Here is a 21,480-nt window from a genome sequence, read left to right on the forward strand (position 1 = left end):
CTGAATAGCCGGCACTTTTGCAAATTTACCTTGTCTCTATAAGCTCACATCAATTTCAGGTAAGAATAACAATAGATAGTGAACCGTACCGGGTTTGTCGGAGACTTTTTATTTAAGTTAGGCCACCTGACCTAACGGGTTAATCTTATCATTGTACATTGCTTCAAACTCAAAAGGCGATACATTGTCAACGGCATTCTAAAATTGACCCCTTTTACCTTACAAATGGCAAAGTAAAATTGCCCCCTGAAATCAGAGAAAGAGCGGTTCAATTATTGATTGAATCTGAAAAAGATTATCCTTCTACTTGGGCAGCAATCACAGCTATTGATCCTAAAATCGGTTGTACTCCTGAAACATTGCGTGTTTGGTATCAAAAATATTTAGATCAACAAAATCCTGTCAAAGTACAACAGATATCTGATCAAGAAAAAATGAAGGGTAATCCCCCCTAAAATACTAGCTCTTTAAAAGAGGCAGTATTATGCTTTTACAACATGGTGTTTAACTTGAGAAACTGAATTTAAAACAATCTACTGTAACTCTTCCAGACAGATATGAAATTAATCCACCCCTAGCCCCTTAAACACAGCATCTACCGGATCTGAATAAAAGCTGGTCTGGAACTTGGTAAACAGTTCCACAGGAATCGTTGGGATATCTGCCGCACTACTCATTGGCAAAGCAACCTTCTTGGCACCCGCATCAAAAGCAACTTGCAGACATTCGGCAATACTTTCCACCGGTGTCACTGAACCACCCAAGCTCATATCACCCAGTACCACCATCTGACTTTGAACCGATCGTCCTAAGAGGCCAGAAGCTAAAGCCACTAAACTTGGCAGAGCAAGATGGCTGAGCGGGCCGGTATTCTGTAATTCCACCACATGTAAATGGAAATCATGTTCCAGCACCTTACTCCCCCCCGAGATCCGGGATGCATTGGCCTTGAAGTAATCAAAAGCAATCTTGACCTGTTCTTTGGCACTACTTGAATTCCATAAGCCAGATGTCGCCAATTTTCCTGAACCTTTAGTGACTTGAAGTTCTAAGCGGTATAAGCCTGGCATGCCCTTATTACTGAGGCCAATGGTATACAGGAAGCCTGGTTTAGCAGGACCTTCGGGAATAAGTCCACCTCTACCCTGCTCTTTTACCGAAACAAAATGCTCTTCTAGGGTGTCATTGTCGATATAGCTAAAATGCACATCATAGAATTCCATCCCCCCAATTTTTTTCAGCTGTTCTTTGACCCGACGGCGCACCTGCAGCGCATATTCCAGGCATTGCCGTACATCTTCTTTGTTAAATTGACCATGTGGGTAGAGCAGCTTCATCAATCCAGAAACCGTCTTGCGAACGGCAATCACATCACGCTGATTCAGGTTATTCCCTAGCTTAAAGTACTTCTCAATGGCATCCGCAAAACTACGCTTACGCATTTCCCGGAAGAACTCAGCCAGATAATCAACGATCAAGCCATAACGGTTGGTAAAGAATTCCGGGCGCATTTTCGGAATTTCCCAACCCGGGATATAGGCATGAAAGCGATCAAAGAATGCTGAATCGATCATGGCTTCAGGAAAAGGAGCCAATAAGTGGCTAGTCTTCACCAAGGATTCAACACTTTGGTTAATATTACCCACAAAAACCATCGAAGCTGAGGCTTCCATCTGTTCACGACCACGGGCAAAAGATCCTGAGGCCATGTAGTCTTTCATGATCTGTACGCCATCTTTGTCCTTAAAGGAAATACCGGCGACTTCATCAAAAGCTACCACATCCCATAAGCCTACCAGACCAATACGGCGGCTACTCATGTTATAGAACAGGTTGGCGACAGTCGTTTGCCCACCAGAGACTAAAATACTATTCGGTGAACACTCTTTGTAAATATGGCTTTTCCCGGTACCGCGTGGTCCCAGTTCACAAACGTTATAGTTATTTTCAACGAACGGAACCATACGCGCTAATAGGTGCCATTGCACGTCCTCTTTTAACGAAGCCGGTTCCATGCCGATCGAACGGATTAAACTCTCGCGCCACTGATCCGTGCTTAATGCTGTTCTGCCACTGAAGAGTTCATCCATATTCATATTCGGCATTTGAATCGGCTTGAGTAAGCTCACGCCAAATGGAGAACTAGTCTGTCCTTCTTCAAAATAATAACTGAGCGTAGCAATGACCCAGATACCACCAACAAGTAATTTTTCATACTCTTTGACGATGCCTGCCGAGATTTCGGCATCTTTGATGCCCAGATTACTAAATGATGCTTCGTATTTGTCTTTACGCTCATTCAGCTTTACGGTCACCCGATCAATGACCTTATAACTGCCACGCTCACGAACCAGGGATTTCACCTTCTCAGCTTCATCAGGTCGTACATAGTTCTCTGCCAGAACCGTCTTTACGTTACGTAGTCCCTGTTCAATGATCTCTGGATCATCCGAGGCACAGTACATCCCTAGCAGGTATTCGAGTACATAGACCGGGACATTGGCCCCTTCTTTGATCAGTTTAGTCAGATCCTTACGTACCACCCGCCCAGCAAAGTGTTCATTCAGCAGCTGATCCAGTTCTTTATCGTTAGCAGATTCCATGTAGGCTACGCTCTATCGTTAATTCGTTATCAGAAGAAGTCATCGGTAAATGCCAAATCAATGGTGACCTTATAGCGTTGCATCTCGATATTCAGGTCTTTGTCCTTCAGTACCAGGAAGTAATCTTTCTTACGGTCAAAATCAGTGCCAGACAATGACAGTCTGACCTGTTTGACCCGATCGGCAACAGAATCGGTAGCGCTATCAAAAGTCAAAGTTTCTTCACTGGAAACTTTAAGATCCCCATCATAAATGGCAATGGATAAAGTCACTGGCATGACCAGCTCACTGACAGCTTCAGTTTGCATCAAATCAAACTTCTGGATGTTATTGACCATCTTCAGCGTGGATTTGGTAGAAATGACCTCAACTTTACGCTTGGTCCGCTGTCCAGCCTTTTCACCACGTAGCTGTTTTACCATCAGTACCGGTACCACAATTTCCTGAGGCATGATGCCGCCATGCACGAAACGTGAGCCTCCTACGAAATGGAAACGGTTCGCCCCTTTTGGAATCCAGAAATCAGTCGCAGATAATGTGCCTGCCGTAGCTTGGGTTGAGCCTTTCCAGGCTTCCTTGCTCTCTGGTAAACCATGCCCAATCACATAGCGTTTTTTGCTCTTCAATGTATTGGCAGGTTTTTCAGTCAAGCTTGAACGATCCGCAGATTCCAGTTTACTTTGCTGGAACAAGAAGCCATGGTCGGCTGTAATCAACAGGGTGGAAATATTGAAGTGCATTAAAATTTTACGGCTGAGTTCAGTCAGCTCTTCAATAGCATGTTCCACAGCCATAAAGGTTTCTGATTCTGTCGAGGCGCTGTCACCGCGTGCATCAATCACGTTGTGATAAACGTAAATCAGCTCATGATCTTTCAGCGCTTCACGGCCTTCATCACGCGACCAGCCTTTTACCATTTCAGCGGTTACTGCCAATCCATTATAGGCAGCCAGAATTTTGGATCGTGCTGCAGTCCCTTTGCTAGATTGTCCATCTACTAAAACATCATCCCCTGCGGCCTCTTTGTACTCCAAAGTCTGATGCGGCAACAACGAGGCCATGCCAAGTGTGGTGTAACTTGGGACAACGCCCAGCTGTGAAGACAAGGTCGCTTCAGAATAACGCTTTTCATTGATTCGATCACGCAGCTCTACTGCAGCTTCATAGCGGAAAGCATCACTGATAATTACCACAATACGGCGTTTCGTTGCAGAATTGAGTAAGGGTCTGACGTGGGTATCGTAGAAGTTCTGCTGATTTGGGATATCTGCCACTTTCCAGACATTCAAGCGTTGCTCAGCTTCAACCCGCTCTCCCCAGTTTCGTGCCAAGTGGTCAATAAACCAGTAGGAATAGCAATTTTCGACTTCTTCATCAAGTTTTTTCAGGATATCGACATGAGCGCGTTGAGAAGCAGCACTGTAGTGGCGATAGGCCATATCAAAGCGATACAACTCCTGCTCGTAGGCTTTATACAAGGCTTCACTAGAGTCGAAATAGAACCCAGAATCAAACTGCAATCGCAGACTGAACAGCTCAATCGCTGCCTGCAACGCTGTATAGACGGTACGGTATTTACGGCGGGTTGCATCGTCCTTATGTTTGGACGCCCAATAGCCATCCAGACGGGTAGAAATAACCGTTCTGAAATGTTCCAGTTCAGCTTTGGCTGCTGCGGGGATATGACTGGCCAAATCAACAATGATCTTTTGTTCAATCACTTCAAAGGTCATGACATCGAGCAACTGCTCCAGATCAAAAGCCCCGACCTTTTCTTGGATCCGCAGTGCATTGGCCACGCTCTGGGAGAGTGTATCGAAGGTTGGGTAGTATTTGGAACTGTCTCTCCAGCGCGACAAGAAGGCTCTAGCCGTCGCACGTGAACTGACAGATGACATCACCAGTTCCTGAGCCCATAGCGGTATATCGCCCAGGCTTTCACAAAAACCTGTGCTCATCAAACGGATAAAGAACGTACCGAGCTTGAATGGTGCTTCCCCATTCAATTCTTCAACCGATGCTGGATAACCAATTTCGGCATGTAATGCGGTGACTAAAGCTGGCACCAGTTGGAATTTTTCCAGTTCAGCAAAGGATTCTGGATTGACTTCCAGAGCCAGGTTCTGCTGTACCATTTCATCTGCCAACGCCAGGACAATATGCATAAGTTCGGCACTGTCAGCCTTGACCACAGCTGCAATCATGGCCATATCCAGATCCTGTGCATCTGCATCAGGCTGGATATAGCGTTTCAATGTACTCAGACGGGCTTTGGCTTTAAGGAATTCTTCACGTTTGGCCAGATGTTCTCTTAGACTCTGCTGCTGTAAACCCAGCTCATTAAAAATAATCGAGAAACGATCGGCATAGAAGCTGCGTGAATACAGCTTGATGTCCAGTAACCAGTCTTTTTCAGTTTCAGGCTCAGCACTTGGGAAATACAGCAAGTATTTACCCTGCTGATCCTCAAGTTCCAGTTTAAGCTTAATCGCAAGGCTGGATTCTTCTGCCATATTCAGAATCTGGACATCATTTAGCTCTAGGGCTTTGATTTCTTCAGTAAATGACTGTTCTGCATCATACCAAAAGACAATTCGGTGCTGTTCAGTATAAAAGGCTTGTTCTAGGCCTTGCTGAAGTTGATTTAAGTTCATGCAAACACCTCTGCATGATCTCGTTCGCAAGAAAAGCTATTCATCACTTTTCCCCCGTCACTGCTTTGACTTCAGCCAACAAGTCCCCAAACTTGCCATAGTTCACTTTCACCCCATCATCTAGATCCAGTGAAATACGCTGATCGGCATAATGGCGCAGTTTTTCTTCAAAGCTACTCAGTTCAGCCTGTTGCTTATGCAAGTTTTGTAGTTCTTTTTCTTTACGTTTGATTTCAGCTGCAGAATCACTGTTTTCGATTTCACTTTGCAAAGAGTTAACCATCGCTGTCATTTTTGAAATCAGTGGCATCACGTATTCGGTACGCATACGTGCCAAAGTACTCTCGTTATAGCGGTGCAAGTACACCAACGCCTGGAAAGCACCTTGTTTACCACTACTGAATAACCAGTAAATCGGACGCTTTTTATAGGTCTGCATATGGTCTTTATAGAACTTGCTGGCTAGGTAACGGCGAATGGTATCTTCTGCTGTTTCACTAGCTTTTTTATCCAAGCTTTCTGCCAGCCATTGCATATTGGCATCCAGTGTCTCTTTCCCCCAAACGGCAGTTAAGAACTCTCGAATACGGTGCGTTGCATCATCTTCAAACCAGTGCATTTCGGTCAATGGAATAATACCGTCAGCATCTGCCGGGAATGTTTGATAACGGCTGGCATCAAAGTCTTGATTACCTGCATGAGCATAGATCAGACCTGGTTCGTCCAAGCTATATCGACCCATAATGCAACCAATTGCATAAGACACTAAACGCTGGCTGTCTTTTTCACGGTCGGCACGGGTTAAAGTGATCTGTTCATCTGGTACATCAGGGGTGAGTTCATCCTGTAAACCATAAGCCTCAATAAACAGCTTATTGTTTTCTTCTTCCAGACGTTTCATTTCAGCGACAGCGTCAGCATTTTGCTGTTGCCAGGTGTTAAATGCTTGCCCTAAATTTGGCTGTTTTGTACGAATAATTGGATTATCACTGAAGTCCCATGAGATTTCGTAAGAATCCCAATCATTTTTTGAAATTGCTACCAGACTTTTACCAATTTTATTATCACTTCCTTTAATAAAAGGTAGTCTTGCTATATCACCTGACTGAAAAGTCATTGTTGGATTCAATAGGGCAAGAAAATATTTAGCAATTTGAGTATTTAAAAAAAGTAAAATTGAAAAAATATCTTTTTCTTGAGGAAAGGCTACACCACTTGCACTTTCATGGAAAAAACCTTCTTGCAAGATTCGAAAAGATGATTGCGCACTAGATATGCGACTCCATTCAATTCCTGCTTTGAATAGATAATAGCCATTCCTAATGGTAGCTCTACCAGTTGACTTTATTTCATTACCATTATCTCCCCAATGCACTACATATGAATTATTTCCATACCAACGTCTAAAATCACCGCCTTTTATAGAAGGCTTCCATCTTTTAGCAAAAGGGAAGCTTATTTCAGACCATCTTCTTAAAAAACGTTCATTATCGCCTATAGTTGAACCTTGTTTAGGTGATGCTAGTTCATTAATTGATTCAGCATTAACAAATATTTCTCGTACCTTATCACTCACCCAATAAGCAACAGGACTTCCTGGAATTTTCTTAAAGTCATCAGGTTTCGTTTTTACATTACGTTCATTTAGACTAGGGAATTGTTTTGGGATGCCATCTTCTGTGAGTTCAAAATACCTAAAGCAATCAAAATCCCCAATTAATCCATTAATTTTATTTTTCTGAAGAATAGAAACAGAAATACCAAAGCTAATTCCCATAGCTGTTGGACCTTTGCCGTCATAAGGTAATTGAATTAGGCTTACAAGAGAATTATTAGAAAGTAGCTTTTCACGCATCACTTCATAAGACGATAAGAACATCCAGCTTTGCATGGTCACCATGCTGTTAAAGCCACTGTCCTTACACCATACAAAACCACGTTCTATAAACATGGCAAATAGGTCTGACTTGCTATCTGGGAATTGTTTTTTGGCAAAATCTTTAAGTGCTGTATTCATACCGTTCCCCCCCATATACGGCGGATTTGCAATCACAGCATCATATTGTTTGGCCAATAACATGGCTTGCTGAACGAGCGGTAACAGTTCTTGTGCTGACTGCTGTGCAAAAATATCCCCTGACTCTAAAGCTGTATTCAATTTGGTTTCTAACTCAGCTAGATTTTGGGCTAATTCTTCAGGCACCTGAATTAAAGAACCAAAGGTCGAAGCATGTTCAAATAAATCCAGTAATTCTCTTAAATCTGCCTGTGCAATACCAGTACTTGCCAGATCCTGACTAAATGCATCCAAACGTTCAGGTTGGCTATCTTGCAACGCAATAATATTCAGCTTCGGTGGATTGCTAAATAAACGGCGGTCATCCTCACGCGCTTTCATTAACAGTGCAAAACTGGCCAACTGTGCTGCACGGGTATCAATATCAATACCGTACAGGTTATTTTCCAGAATCAAACGTGGAATATCACGGCTACGGTAACCACGTTCTAAATAAATCGCTTTTAAGCAATCATAGGCTTCCACCAAAATATGCCCCGAACCACAGGCAGGATCCAGTACCGTAATGCTTTCAGGGTTTAAAGTATCGCCATCTTCACTGATCCGTACATCAATCAGCTGTTTTAACTGTGCATTGACTTCATCAGTTTGTTCCGCTGGCTGAATATAGTATTCCCATTCACTGGCAAGCGTACTATCAGGCTGTGCCATCAGCCATAAACGACCGACACTGTTCTGTACCAGGTATTTTACAATCCAGTTTGGGGTGAATAACTGTGTCGCGGCAGGAATGTCTTCACTATTGACGACTTTACCAATCACCTGGTCTTTCTTTTCAGAAATATAGAACTGATACAGCCAGCCAATAATCTGCACATCCGACCAGTCTTCTTCCGGAATACTGCTCACTAAATCACGTATCAAAGAGTCGGTTTTGGTCAGGTTATCCGGTAACAGTAGTTCAGACTCATCAGAAACCTGTTCAAACAAGAGTGGCATGACCTGATTCAACGCATGACACTGAGCCAGTAACAGTTCCCGATACAGCTCTTCGTCTTTATTGCCATCCAGCTTAAGCTCAGCTACACGGCTGGCATCTAAACCTGGTAGGTCAATATCCAGACATTCTTCCAGAATCTGGGGCAAGCCGGCACTACCATCTGCACTGCTCAGTACACGGCGGCCATGATCCAGTAAGCCTTTGCATTCCATATAGCGAATGGCACAGAGACGGTTAAACCAACTGTAAGCGATATAATCAATCGTCTGCCCAAAGCTAGTTGCTTGAATGCGTTTGATCAGCTTCTCACGTGGTTTCATGACGGATAGCGGAAAAACCTGATCGCCAATCAGCAGCAAGTCGCCTTTCTGTTCTGCCGGTAAAATGCTGTCTGCGGTGATGCCATATTTGGCAGCCTGCTTGCGCATGGCTGCGATAAAATCATTTCGTGCTTGCGGTGCGTATTTTTTAATATTACTGGTATTCATGTTAAAACCTTTAATTAATGACTGATGCCGATATCCCTAACCCAAGTTAGCGAATACGCACACGCTTTTTATCACCCACAATTTTTTTCAATTCAGCTTTGAGTGCGTCTACAAACTGATCTACTGACTCTTCTGTTTCCAGATAGACACTACTTGAGCTTTTGCTGTAAATGCTGGCGACATCGACTTCGACAACAGGTTTCGGTGGCACTACGGCTGTCACAGGCTGTACCGGAATCGCAGCAGGTGCTGATGTAGCTGGGCTGGAGGTGGTTGCAGTGTTGGTTACACTCTCTGCTTTGCTCTGAGCCAGTTGTGCCGCTTTGGCCTGACGCTGGATTTCCGCCTGAACTTCGCTTTCCAACTCATACAAGGCTTCATCAAAACGCTCGACGGCGGTCTGGGTTTGCAGCATATAGATGGTGGACAGGCTAGTTTCCACTTCGATATCCGCTTTGAGCAATTGCAGCGGACGCAGTAGCTTGTTACTCAGCTCAGCGCTAGCGATGCCACTGTTTTTAATCTCGGCTTCTAACTGCTTGATCTTGTCATCAATGTGTTCTATCGCCTGATTGCGCTTCTCAGTCAGCAATTGCTCATTGACGCTTTCCACTGTACGAACCAACTCTGCCACTTTATTTAACAGGCCATAGGGCGATTCAAGGGTGGCAATACGATGTAATTCGGAGAGGGCTTTTTTTGCCACCTCATCACTGCCCAGCGCCTGTTTGTTTTTCTCAAAATGACGTAAGGCCTGTTGCAGTTGCTGCCAGCTCGGCATCTGGTTAGTGAAGAACTCATGAATATCACGGTAGTCTTCTTCCAGATCCAGATAGTCGTCCTTGTTCTCAACCACGGCCTTAAAGAAATCGAAGCTGTCGCTATTGGCCAGCAAGCGTTCTAAAGTCAGAATCGACCGCTCAATGACTTTCTTGCCAGGGAATTGCCCGACATCGGTTTTGCTCTTATACGACTTAAAGTTGGCTAACCAGGTCTTAAAGTTTTGGGTATAGAACTCAAACAGCTCTTTTTCTGTCGCTGGTCCCATGGCCGAGAATAGGTCTTGGGTCAGTTGGCGTGCCTGTTTCAACACCTGATCATCAGTCTGGCGCTTTTTAATAATGGAAACATCACGGCGACGGCGACTGTTTTGTAAAGGCTCAAAGGCCTCTTTCAGCTGCAAGCTGCCGCCATTTAACTGCAGTGAAATCCGCCCCATTGCCGCCAGCTGACCCACCAGCAGTAAAATCTCGGCATCCGGCCAGCCATAAGGACGTTTGGCAAAACGATCCACCACATCCGAGACCAGAATACGCTCTGTACCAGTGGCCCGTAGTGCAATGTACTGCTCCACTTCCTGTAGGGCTTTCGGATTGCTCTGTCCGCCATCCAGAGACAATCCGAGCTGCGCCATATCATCCACAGTCAAGACGGCGTTCAGTTCACGCCAGGCATCCTGCTGATAGACCTGCAAATAGCTCAGTTTGGTATAAGTGTTTTCCAGCAGATAACGACAAGCCTCATCCAGCTTGGTGGTTGGACTTGAAGATGAAAGTTGTAGATGTTGACCCAAGGCATAACTTTCCGCGTCCAGCAACATTTCTTCGACCCGGGCACGCAGGCGTTTTTTACGCTCCTGATTCTCACGGCCACGGTCTGCCAGAATACGGGTGATATCGGACTGAGTGCCATCATCATTTAAGCGGATGAATTTATTGGTTTTCAGCCAGGTGCGCAGTTCATTAAAGAACTGTTTATCGTCTGCCAGTTTAAACAGTATCTGCCCTTCGGCCTGAGTACTTTTACCAATACAGTAAGCTTCAGTGTAGAGGTTATATTCCGTATCCAGTGGAGAAATGATTTCAACTTTCAAATCGCTCTCATACTTGCCATCCAGGCTATGGCTATCTAGGAAACGACCAATCTGATAGTCCATCTTGTTGGCTTGATGGCGGTATTTGTTCTGATCGCGCAGTAAATCTTTAAAGATCAGATTGGCTAACTCTTTATTTTCTTCTGAAGCTGCTAAGTCAGTGGCTTTAATTTTGCGGGTGATATCGCGTTCTTCATTGGTCAGGAACAGGAACTCATCGCCATTCCTCGTAATCAGGCTCTCTTTTTCCAGACGCTGCAGGCTCTCTTCAATCCGCTTGCGCAATGCCAGCTTATCTTCATCAATTTTCTCAATCGACAAAGTCACCAGGTTATCCAGCGTACCTTTGATGATATCGACATAGCGGATCATGAACAGGGTACGCAACATCTGCACATCAAAACCATCCAGGGTCTTATTCTGCCCTGCCTGGTCGATGGTACGCTTCACTGCTGTATCCAGGAAGCCTTCGACTGAAGTATAGAAGCGGTGGAAAGGAACCAGGGCACCGACTTCATCTGTGGCAATCGCATTCGCGGCCATCTGGAACGCATCTAGCATGGACCGTTCACCATAGGCCAGGTGTGCACCGGTCGCACCGACTTTACGGATTTCTTCAAATACTTTTTGTACCAGCTGGAAATGGTACGGCGCAAAAGGATAGTTATGAATAAAACTGTCTGGCCCCTCATAGTTCTTGAGGGTTGGGCCTGAACGGTCAAAGGTAATCTGATTTTTTAAGATATCGCCCTTTTGCTCAAACACCGATCTGAGCAATGCTTCTGCTTCTGGGGTTTTACGTAATAAACGTTTCTGGATGACTTCATCGGTATTCGAACTGGACAGTGATAAACGGGTTTTAAAACGTCCAGCAATCTTGGAGAAGTCATTGGCTTTGGAAGAAGACATCTCACCTAAAACAGCATCGATGTCTGCCTGTGAGGTGACGATAATCCAAGCTCGGCCTTTACAGATCGTACCTAGGTTTTCAGTAATGGTTTGTAATGTCAGCATCAAGCGGGTATCACTGCCAATAAACTGCCCCACTTCATCGACCAAGAACAACATGCGTTGCTGGGGTCCTTTGCTGTCCAGGTATTCTTTCACCCACTGACAGAAGTTTTCAACCGAAACACTAAAGGTCTGCTCAGAATCCTCAAACCATTTATGCGCAGCTTCAGCAGATAAGTTGAGGGCTTGGGAAATTGCGGTTTCGACATCATCCTGATAGAACTGATAGCCGTCACGTTCTTCTAGCCAAGACATGCCGCTAGATTCTTCAAAAGCCTGTTTAAAGCGCTCATACACCCCTTTCTGGCTCAGGTGACGTTCCATATGTGCAATATGTGGATGGTCAGCACTAAAACCCTGATACTCGTTAAACACGCGTAAAAACACATTCAGAATCGGATTGCCGTCATCATTGGAACTGGCTTTACTGTCGATGTTAAATAGGATGACATCGGCATGATGGCTAACGGCCTTGCCAATATCCGCACGGATAAACGCATCCCGGATTTTGCTTTCATCAAAGAATTCTGCAGCACTGCGTTCGTTACCTTCCGCGTCACGTGCCACTTTATTGGCCAGAATATAGGACAAGGTTTTCAGGAAGTGTGATTTACCTGAACCAAAGAAGCCTGAAATCCATACGCCGACACGATTGGCAATCGAAGGATCGCTTAGGTCTGTACCATAAGACTGGAAAAAGTCACGAAAATGCTTTTCCAGCTCATTGGTGACCACGTACTCATCCAGCTCCTGGTAAACCGTGGCATTATCATCCTGATCTGCCTTCACCACCCCGTTAATTGCACGATCTAATGGCTTGTAAAAAAGTTCTTTAATATTCATCTCAATCAATTCCCCGAATTTTTATGGCTATTTGTCGTGCTTATGGCACTAATCTGAAGGCTCTGTAGTAATTATTGCTTGGAATTTTTCCAAATAAACTCATGGCCTGACCGTCGTAATACCCCGGATAAAACAATACGACTGGTTTATGCCCCAGCAAGGAATGCAAACTGTTTAACAAATGATGTGCACGTAATAGTGGCCAAACCGACCCCACCCCGGTCATCAACACTATATCTTGCTCATTGGTGGCATATTTGCTCACCAGATACGGCGCAAACTTATCCATATGCAGTGGACCTTTCAGAGCCTTGAGCAGTGCCTCATCGCCTTTGGCTTTTTGCATTTGGATCGCTTTATCAATGAAATTGCGCTCAGCCAGGTAATCCACCACTGCTTGTAGCAGATTAATATTCACCACCTTCAGCTGACTGTGTTTTTTCTCCAGCATCCCGTCTAGAAAATGCAGATATTCGCGCACTTTCAACTCATCTTCAGGTGCATAATCAAAAATCCAGAAGCCAATTTCATTGCCCAATCCTTGACCAGTGAGAAACTCGGTTGAAAGTATTCGCTCTGGAATCTGATTTAGACGCTCATGTATTGTTTGACTCATTGCTGCCCCTCTACAACTAACGCGTCCATACCGACACTTCCATAGATCTTTTAATGCGTTGTTTATAATGTTCTTCCAACAGGCTACGCAGCTCTGCTCTGACGATCACGCGCTGCAACTCCAGCTTACGGGTACTTTTTAAGTAACCGGCTTCTGCCAGCATGCGAAACACCACCTGCCCCATTTTTTTCTTGCTGGACTCTTTCCAATCACAGATATCCGGATCACGTTGTGAGCGTTCATCCAGAAAATCTGACCAGATATAACTGTCCAAGTGTTGCGCCTGAGAGATATAGGCATCCCTCATCACCGTTTCCATAAACTCAAGCAGCAACAGGTTGCGTTCCAGTGCACCACAAAAAGCCACCTGGGTCGCCAGCTCATCATCCCCATCACGTAGTGCTTTCCAGAAATCAGGCTCTAAGCGCTCAAGACGCTTACGAATGGCAGTGGCGTTACGTTGGGCTGAAGCAGGCGTTCTTTTTTGCAGAATATTGTCAATCTGAATTGCCTGATGCCATTGTTCTGGAGTCGCTTCTCGTAATAACAGATCAGCGATCAGCCGGCTTTCACGCACCATCAGGGAGCCACCAATCAGGTCACTGTCATAATGAAATTGTTCTAACATGGCCAATCTCCTATGAGGCCTGATCAAACAGGTAAGACGACAGCTTTTCGATATCTGAGCGTTGTAGTACCAAGGGATATTTCAAGGCATCATCCGCCTCAGCCAGCGTGATCGCGGCCTGATATCGCTGCAAGGTATAGTGAGCCAGGGCTTTTTTCACCGGAATCTGTAATCTGCCATCAGGCATGCCGAAGTCTTTTTCGACCAGCGCTTTTTGAGCTTCATTCAATTTTGGATTAGGGATCAGCGTCAGTAGAATTTCTTCATGCCATTGCTGATCCTGAGCAGGGTCTACTGACTCAATCGCCACCACAACAGGTGTGCGATCAATTCTGGAGAGTAAAAAGTCCTTAAACTGCTTGCTCTGATGGCAATAGGCACGGACATGCCAGCGAAAACCGGTATACACCAGGGTATGTGGGGAAATCATGCGTTCATGCCACTGCGGATTCTGCATCGAGGCATAAATCATTTTTAAAGTGTTTTGGTTGCGGCAGGCACGCAAAACTTCCCGAATCACTTCAGGACGTACACTGCGATCAGGTAATTGAACTGCTGCAAGATTCGGTTCTGGCATCGCAATCAGCGCATGCGATTCACTAACCAAGCCCGAGAGCATATTGAGATATTCATTGATATGTACGGTAGTCAGCACCGGTTGAAACGTGGCTTTAGGCACATAGCCTTTTACGGAGGGATCATGGACCAAGGCATCTGGGTTATACAGCGTATTGTAACGCTTGATATCCGCAGAAGCCTGCTGTCGACTGAGCCCAAACCAGCTCATTAAACGATTGGTAACCAAACGACCTTCCCAGTATGCAAGGAGCTCGATCGCTCGCATTCGTAGCAGCACTTCATGCTTATCTGTCGTCATATACCAATCAGTCAATAAATAGCAGCTTTAAGATTACCCTACAGCAAATATACAGTAAACATTTTTGACGGTATTTAGAGGTAGTATTGCAATCACCAGATAAAAAATATACTAGTATCCTGATGATAGCCGTCAAAGTACGATCTCTAGCAGATCATGGATCCTGGTATAGCGCGTGAATTGAGCTAAGTTTTAGAATGAGAGCAATATGGGTTTTAGATTTCGTAAAAGTATTAAATTATTCCCGGGTTTTAAAATTAATCTGACCCATAAAGGCATCAGCAGTGCCAGCATTGGCAAACCTGGTGCTTCTCTAAATATTGGGAAAAAAGGTACGCGAACCAGTGTCGGTATTCCAGGTACGGGACTATCTTACTCTAAACACCAGCCTTACTCTAAAAAGACCCGTGTTCCACAACCGACATCGCTAGAACACACGGAATATAATCCTCAGAATTTAGAACAACCGAAGACAAAGATCTGGCCTTGGATTATTTTTGGAATATTGTGTTTTATGGTGGGTGCCGTCATTTTTTAGCAAGAACAGCATTGTATTTTAATCAAAAAAAATGCCCAGATGGATGAATGGGCAAACTAAGGAATTAATATCCTTCAGAAACTCCAGCGCAATTCTCGCTACTTTCAGTAAGCGACTCTGGCTCAATCATGATGATCTGACTCAATCGAGTCGAGGTAAATCAATCCATCACAAATGGAGCAGAAATTATGCTTGATCACACTCTTGGTTAATGCTGAAAAGTCTTTGAGTTTTAATTAATAAATAAGAGTATCCATGTCTACCCTCAACTTTACTTATTTTCAGATAGCAACCAATCGAGAGCACTCATTTTTACAATACCATTATAATTCGCTTCAGTCCCTATCGTGTCTAAGGTAAGCAAATACTTGGGATACGAATCAGAAATTTTCTGTAATGGACGTAACTCTCGGCTGAGTGTCTCCTCATTGAGCGTTTCTAATGCCACCTGATAATAAGTTAAATTCTGTAAAGTATCGACAGCAACAAAATCAATTTCATATTCATCAACCCGCCCTACATAGACCGTATAACCTCGTCTGACAAGCTCAAGATAAATCACATTTTCTAAGATATGACCTTGATCAGCATTAGCATCAGGCAACATAATCCGGCGCAATCCGACATCAACTAAATAGTATTTTTCAGAGGATTGTAATAACTCACGCCCGCGTACTTTAAACTGTGCGGCACTATAAAATAACAAACTGTCCTGTAAGCCCTGAATATAGCGTTTTACTGTTTCAAATGAAATCTTAACCCCACTTGAAACAAAGGTATTTTTAATTTTATTGATGGAAATAGGTGAGCCTGTCACGCTTGCCAAATATCTTGCGACACGCTCGAGAGAGTTAATATCGGCAGTATTCAAACGGGGAATAACATCTTTAAACATTACACTGGCATAGACCGCTTGCAAGTAATCATAAGTTTCCTGCTGGCTAGTCATGGCAAGCGTATAAGGGAAACTACTGCGCGTATACATGGCATACAAATCACGATTGGATAATTGTTGGATGATCGGATTATTTTCAATATGCCACTGTTTAAATTCTTGGAATGACAGAGGTAGAACGTGTTGCTCGATATAGCGTCCTGTAAGTAAAGTCGCAAGTTCTCCACTTAGAAAGAATGCATTTGAGCCTGTAATATATAAATCGATATAATCCCGAACATATAAAGAGTCGACTACTTTCTCAAAATTTGTAACATGTTGTATTTCATCTAAAAAAACATAGTTTTTTTTACTTTTATCAACTTTGGATAATACATAATCATGTAGTTTACGGTAATCGGTGAGTTCTTCAAATTCCATAAATTCGAAGTTGATGGCAATGATGTTTTCGGCTTGTACACCCTGTGCTTTTAGGTCTTGTTGAAACATCGCCAATAAGGTGGATTTTCCAGAGCGACGCACACCTGAAAGTACTTTAATGACATCACGGTCTTGCCATGTATTCAGAAATTTTAAGTAGCCATCACGTCGAATATTAGTGCTTCGCATTGTTTACACTTAGAATCTAAAGTTTTAATAAATTCTATCAAATTTTAGAACGTATATGTAAATATATTTAATTTTAGAAAAAGTTTAAAGGTTAAGTGAAATATTCAAAGCTACTGTAGAAGCATGTAAACAGCAGATCTGATCAAAATCCAAATTCTGTCTTTTTGATTATTTTCCATGTTATGTTATTTCATTGATGCTACGAGTTAACTGCTATATAAATTAAGTGAAAAGTAAATGGAACTAAGATGTTAACTAGAGTGGAACTCATTTTTATTGTGCTAATGGTATCAGCCTTATTGCGTATGAATTGCTAAAAGGTTTATTTTAAAGTCACCTATACATGTTTTTGATCAAAAAAAATGCCCATAGGGGGAATCTATAGGCAAAACTAAGGACCTTGACGGTCATTCAGAAACTACAGCTAGTTTCTGGTTGTGATTCTAAAGTGAATTAAAAACAACCACATTGGCTGAATATATCAAAAGTTAAATCATTGATAAATTTTAGAAAATTAATTTACCCCCTCTGCTGCTCAATACAGTAATTCACCAAACAAATCCGCTCTAATCTCTTCCAGGCTCAGATCTGATTTCATCCTATTACAGATGGGATGAACCAGCAGACCATTCTCTAGAACGCCTTGCCCACCTACGGCTTTGGCAATCCGATGATCCGATTCAGTAGAATCAAGATAGATCAATCCATCACAAATGAGGCAAAAGTTATGATTACCCACCACAAAATTGTGCTTCAGCAGACTCTTGGTTAATGCCGAAAAGGCCTTTGGCTTTGGCCGAGAAATTGGACTAATCGACTCCACATATCCCACCACATGCTTGACGACTGCATCATCATAACCACCCAAAAACCTTTCGACATAGAACTCGTTAAAGTTTATGTACTTGAAGGCCTTAGACATGGACAGAATAAAGGTATTCAGGCATTTCTCATCATCAAAATCAACCTCCATTTCCAAGCTTAAGCAAATAAAGGCTTTATAGACAATTTGTAGCCGATCATAGCCCTTGATACCACTGCCGAACTTGCCGACCGTTTCGGTGGTCGCCACGGGGAAATTGGCGATCAAGAACTCAATACTACGGCGTACCCGGGTGAAGTCCTTGAAACTAATCGTTCGATGATGAATCTGCATGCGGCTTTCATGAATTTCATACACAATTGAAAACCATGCAAGAAAAGAAGTAATCTGAAAACGCTGGTCCTTATAAAAATATAAGTATGGATGTAAGCCCAAACTCGGAACCCCAGCATTTTTTACAGGCGTCGCTATTCTGCAAAGAATGGTCAACAGATGCGACATCAGGTTTTCAACGCGTTCCCCCTGATTCAGACTCATAATATTATGAATCTGATCACCAGCAATGATATTCATCAACTCATTGACCAAGCCAATTTTTTTGCCATGACTCATTTCATTGTCTAATAAAATGGTCGAAAAAAGGAGCTGATGGATCCTCTCCCCTAACTCAATCAGCTCATTTAAACGTGTATATTGGAGCTCTTCCAAGTTAGATTTATTGTCATTGATATAACAACAGGCATAGATCGCATAATAGGCGTCACTCCCGCGATTTCTTAGGTGATATTCCTCATATTTATCTAAACGTTTAGTATCTGAGTTAATCGATTGAAATACCCGCCGCGCATCTTCCGGAGTCCCCAGTACCTGCCTGAAACTGATTTTAATATCTTCTAACTTCGACTTTTTTTCTGCAAATTCAGCATCAGTGCAAATTCTTTGAAAATCAGCAAGATCTCCTAAATAATTGCGGAGGTAACGAATATCTTGTTTTTGTGGATCATTGAAATTAGGTGCTTGAGTGACTTGCTCATCCGCAAAATATCTATTGATCCACGCATAGATACAGGAAAGACGATGTGCTCCATCAATAATGTAAATATTGCTGTGTATATCTTTCCAATACAAAATGCATAAATTGATGTTTTGATCTTCTGTGCAATCTTCAATAAAGTTTGCAATTTCTTGCACGCTCCAACATTCCGTAGAACGCTGGTTATCCGCCTTAAATAAACATTTGATGATTGGATGCTTTTCAAAATCAGTCAGTGCAACTTCAAAATTGTCACGCTGCATTGAAGGTGACATTTCTTCTGGCAACATGACTTTACGCTGAATAATATTGGTCAATAGTCGTGTAGAACCCATTTCTTATTTTCTCCAGGCAACACTTTCCTACTTTCGCTCAAGTACGAAATTTGAAAATGTATATAGTTCGATTTGGTTAAAGCTGTGAATTAAATGACCGTCAATATCCAGTCAGCGCTAACAAAAGAAGCTTAAGAGAAATGGGTACTTTTAAGATGATATTTTTCATATTGTAATCTCGTTGATCAATGTGAAATTTGCCAACATCTTTTCCACGAGATGGTGGCAAACCAAATAGGGGTGGAAATACCGCTCAACGAAACGGCCAGTCATAGACTGCCCTACTTGGCCTGCCATAAAGCATTGCCATGCAGACACAAAAGAGCCACTAAAAGTGACTCTTTAGTACGTTGAGATGCGGGTTTCCACGCCCGATTACAGATTTTGCTGTAACGTAATTATCATATTTGTATCTTTTTCTTTGGTCAAACCAAATTAGACTTTTTTTACTCATTAATTCTATGAAAGGACCTCAATAAATTAAAATATTGAGGATTATTAAAACAAAAAATCAAATTCGCGGATTCCCAGGCCTTTGCTTGGCAAATCAGATTTTGACAAAGCAAAGGCCTGGGCCCCTTTTGAACCACTTATTAAGCTTAGGCTATTTTTAGAATATTTATGATTAGCAGTTTTAACTAAAGGCGGCTTTGTTGCATAAACATTCAAAAGCTGAGTTTTCCCCAATCCATTCAAATTTAAGTGACAACTTGGGTGTGAGGTCTACCTAATTCCGTAAATCTATTCAGAACTGCCACACGCGCATGAACTTCATTGACCTGACTTTGAAAATGTCTTGCCGTCAGCTTATCTCCTAATAATTTGATGCAATGCATCTTGGTTTCCACCAAACTGCGACGGTGATAGCCCGACCATTTTTTCCATAGGGTTCTGCCTAAATGCTTAACCGTTTGAAGTAACTCATTTCGTTCTATTGAACTGATTTTAGAATCTTTCCAGGGCTTGGCATTCTTCCTGGGTGGAATTACTGCATGTGCTTGACGATCTGAAATCACTTGTCTGCAGCACTTCGTGTCGTACGCCCCATCGGTATAGACAGAATCTATTCGCTCATTTGGTGGGATTTGATCCAGTAAATCACCTAGTTCTTGTGAATCACTGACATTATTTGTCGTAAGCTGAACGGCACGTATTTGCAGTGTTTCAGCATCTATACCAATATGCAGTTTACGCCATTGCCGACGGTATTCAGGCTGATGTTTCTTACGCTTCCATTCACCTTCACCTAAAAATTTTAAACCCGTAGAGTCGACGAGTAGGTGTAACCCATCACGACTTTTCTGATAGCTTATCGCAATATCAATATGCTTTTGTCGTCTACAAAGGGTGGAGTACGAATATCACTGATATTCGGGGCTGCTCAGCCACAGAGTTTAATCAGGCTTTGAGCAAAGCCAGTGACCATACGTAAAGAAAGACGGAATAGAGATTTGATCATTAAACAGCATTGAATCGCTGTATCGGAATAAGTTTGATTTCGTCCGTGCTTGCCTTGTGGTTGTGCATACCATTGGGTCTTAGGATCAAACCAGATTGAAATATTTCCTCGCTTGATTAAAGCTTGGTTATACGAGGACCAATTGGTTGTACGGTAAGTTTTAGGTGCAGGCTTCTTCATCTGGAAATTATATTGCTAAAGAAGCCCTCAAGAATAGCTTTGTGCAACAAAGCCACTAAAGGCTAGAATAAGGAATTTTCATTTATGAGCATTAACTCATCAAAACAGATTAATTCAACTTAAATACAGTTTCTATCTTCAGCAATGTATAAAATTGATTAAAAATTATCAACATAATATGAAAAAACGTACTTTTTATTTGGTTAAAAAACCAAAAAATCAACCCAAAATAGAGGGTTACATTATTTAAAACTGATTCTCCAATTAATTTAAAACAACACTCAATTTCATATTAAATCGCTTTTAATTTATTATTTTATTAACAACAAAAGGTATTATTTATATCAATAATATTTCAATTAATTTTAACGTAGCGTGATTATTGTCTTGCGTCTCAACAATGCTGTTTTTTAGGCTAAAAAACACTCAAAAAACCTAAAACCCGGGGTTGGATTTTCACCCTTAATTACCCCATTTTTGAGCGCTAAAAAACTGATTATCTGCAAACCAATACTCAGAAAAATCAAGCTGTAAAATTAAAAACTATATCCACATGTTTTCAATGTATTTTTTTTGATAAATTTCCGTTCATATGCTCAACCTCAGATAGAACCCTTGAGCACTCTTTTTTGATACTCTCGGCACTCTTTCATCTTGTAAAAGGCGCTTTGCAACAGCATCTTTTGAATAAAATTATTATCTTTTTTATTCCATATTTTATATTTTTTTATTTTCACTTCTCCGATTTTTACATTATTAAATTCACTCGGATCATATTTATCCGATTCAAAATTAGGTGAATCTTTTGAATAAAGTTTATTGATAAAATCTAAGAATCTTTGATAGTCAATCAAGTCATTTTCAGATGATGGGCGAATTCAAACATGAGGTGCGACAGTTTCAAAAGCCTTATGATAATCAACAAGCTGAGCAAACTTCTCTAATGGTGTAAGCCAATCTAACGCTTTTCTAGGACGAGTATTCAGTGACATGGCAAC

General features: G+C 42.4%; 11 protein-coding genes and 4 pseudogenes. 2 read left to right on the plus strand and 13 right to left on the minus strand.

Annotation, left to right across the window (positions count from 1 at the left end):
- Positions 1-203: 203 nt before the first annotated feature.
- Positions 204-440 (plus strand): annotated as a pseudogene (locus FTU54_RS13365) (hypothetical protein); the annotation flags it as partial.
- A gap of 123 nt (positions 441-563) precedes the next feature.
- On the opposite strand, the gene brxL reads toward FTU54_RS13365, so the two are convergent.
- Genes brxL through FTU54_RS13400 form a run of 7 tightly spaced genes read right to left on the minus strand, consistent with a single transcriptional unit; the run spans position 564 to position 14,610 of the window.
- A complete protein-coding gene (brxL, locus tag FTU54_RS13370; protein WP_180074824.1) occupies positions 564-2,603 on the minus strand; it encodes a protease Lon-related BREX system protein BrxL in 2,040 nt (679 codons plus the stop codon).
- Positions 2,604-2,632: 29 nt separating this feature from the next.
- Entirely contained in the window at positions 2,633-5,257 is a 2,625-nt protein-coding gene (gene pglZ, locus FTU54_RS13375) for a BREX-1 system phosphatase PglZ type A (protein ID WP_180074825.1), read from the minus strand.
- Between the two features lie 43 nt (positions 5,258-5,300).
- On the minus strand, positions 5,301-8,762 hold the full coding sequence (pglX, locus tag FTU54_RS13380; RefSeq protein ID WP_180074826.1) for a BREX-1 system adenine-specific DNA-methyltransferase PglX: 3,462 nt from the start codon (positions 8,760-8,762) through the stop codon (positions 5,301-5,303).
- 46 nt (positions 8,763-8,808) lie between these two features.
- A complete protein-coding gene (gene brxC, locus FTU54_RS13385; RefSeq protein ID WP_180074827.1) occupies positions 8,809-12,489 on the minus strand; it encodes a BREX system P-loop protein BrxC in 3,681 nt (1,226 codons plus the stop codon).
- 40 nt (positions 12,490-12,529) lie between these two features.
- Positions 12,530-13,105: a DUF1788 domain-containing protein gene (locus tag FTU54_RS13390; RefSeq protein WP_180074828.1), complete on the minus strand. Its 576-nt coding sequence runs from the start codon at positions 13,103-13,105 to the stop codon at positions 12,530-12,532.
- Between the two features lie 16 nt (positions 13,106-13,121).
- Positions 13,122-13,733, minus strand: coding sequence for a DUF1819 family protein (locus tag FTU54_RS13395; protein ID WP_004704365.1), 612 nt, complete (start codon positions 13,731-13,733; stop codon positions 13,122-13,124).
- Between the two features lie 10 nt (positions 13,734-13,743).
- Positions 13,744-14,610, minus strand: a complete 867-nt coding sequence (locus tag FTU54_RS13400; protein ID WP_180074829.1) for a WYL domain-containing protein — start codon at positions 14,608-14,610, stop codon at positions 13,744-13,746.
- A gap of 208 nt (positions 14,611-14,818) precedes the next feature.
- Between FTU54_RS13400 and FTU54_RS13405 the strand changes: the two genes are divergently transcribed.
- Positions 14,819-15,148 (plus strand): DUF4236 domain-containing protein, encoded by a 330-nt coding sequence (locus tag FTU54_RS13405; protein ID WP_000506885.1) that lies wholly within the window; start codon positions 14,819-14,821, stop codon positions 15,146-15,148.
- 131 nt (positions 15,149-15,279) lie between these two features.
- Here the strand turns inward: FTU54_RS13405 and FTU54_RS15395 are convergent.
- The 6 genes and pseudogenes from FTU54_RS15395 to FTU54_RS13430 form a co-directional block, all read right to left on the minus strand.
- A pseudogene (locus tag FTU54_RS15395) lies at positions 15,280-15,381 on the minus strand (HNH endonuclease); the annotation flags it as partial.
- Positions 15,382-15,419: 38 nt separating this feature from the next.
- Positions 15,420-16,652: an ATP-binding protein gene (locus FTU54_RS13410; protein WP_123785431.1), complete on the minus strand. Its 1,233-nt coding sequence runs from the start codon at positions 16,650-16,652 to the stop codon at positions 15,420-15,422.
- 535 nt (positions 16,653-17,187) lie between these two features.
- Positions 17,188-18,843, minus strand: coding sequence for an HNH endonuclease signature motif containing protein (locus tag FTU54_RS13415; protein ID WP_180074830.1), 1,656 nt, complete (start codon positions 18,841-18,843; stop codon positions 17,188-17,190).
- Positions 18,844-19,541: 698 nt separating this feature from the next.
- Positions 19,542-20,482 (minus strand): annotated as a pseudogene (locus tag FTU54_RS13420) (IS5 family transposase).
- Between the two features lie 602 nt (positions 20,483-21,084).
- Complete coding sequence (locus FTU54_RS13425) at positions 21,085-21,336, minus strand: hypothetical protein (protein WP_180074831.1); 252 nt, start codon at positions 21,334-21,336, stop codon at positions 21,085-21,087.
- A 24-nt stretch (positions 21,337-21,360) separates the two neighbouring features.
- Positions 21,361-21,480 (minus strand): annotated as a pseudogene (locus FTU54_RS13430) (IS30 family transposase); the annotation flags it as partial.

The sequence above is a fragment of the Acinetobacter sp. YH12116 genome (genome assembly GCF_013418895.1).
Lineage (GTDB): Bacteria > Pseudomonadota > Gammaproteobacteria > Pseudomonadales > Moraxellaceae > Acinetobacter > Acinetobacter indicus.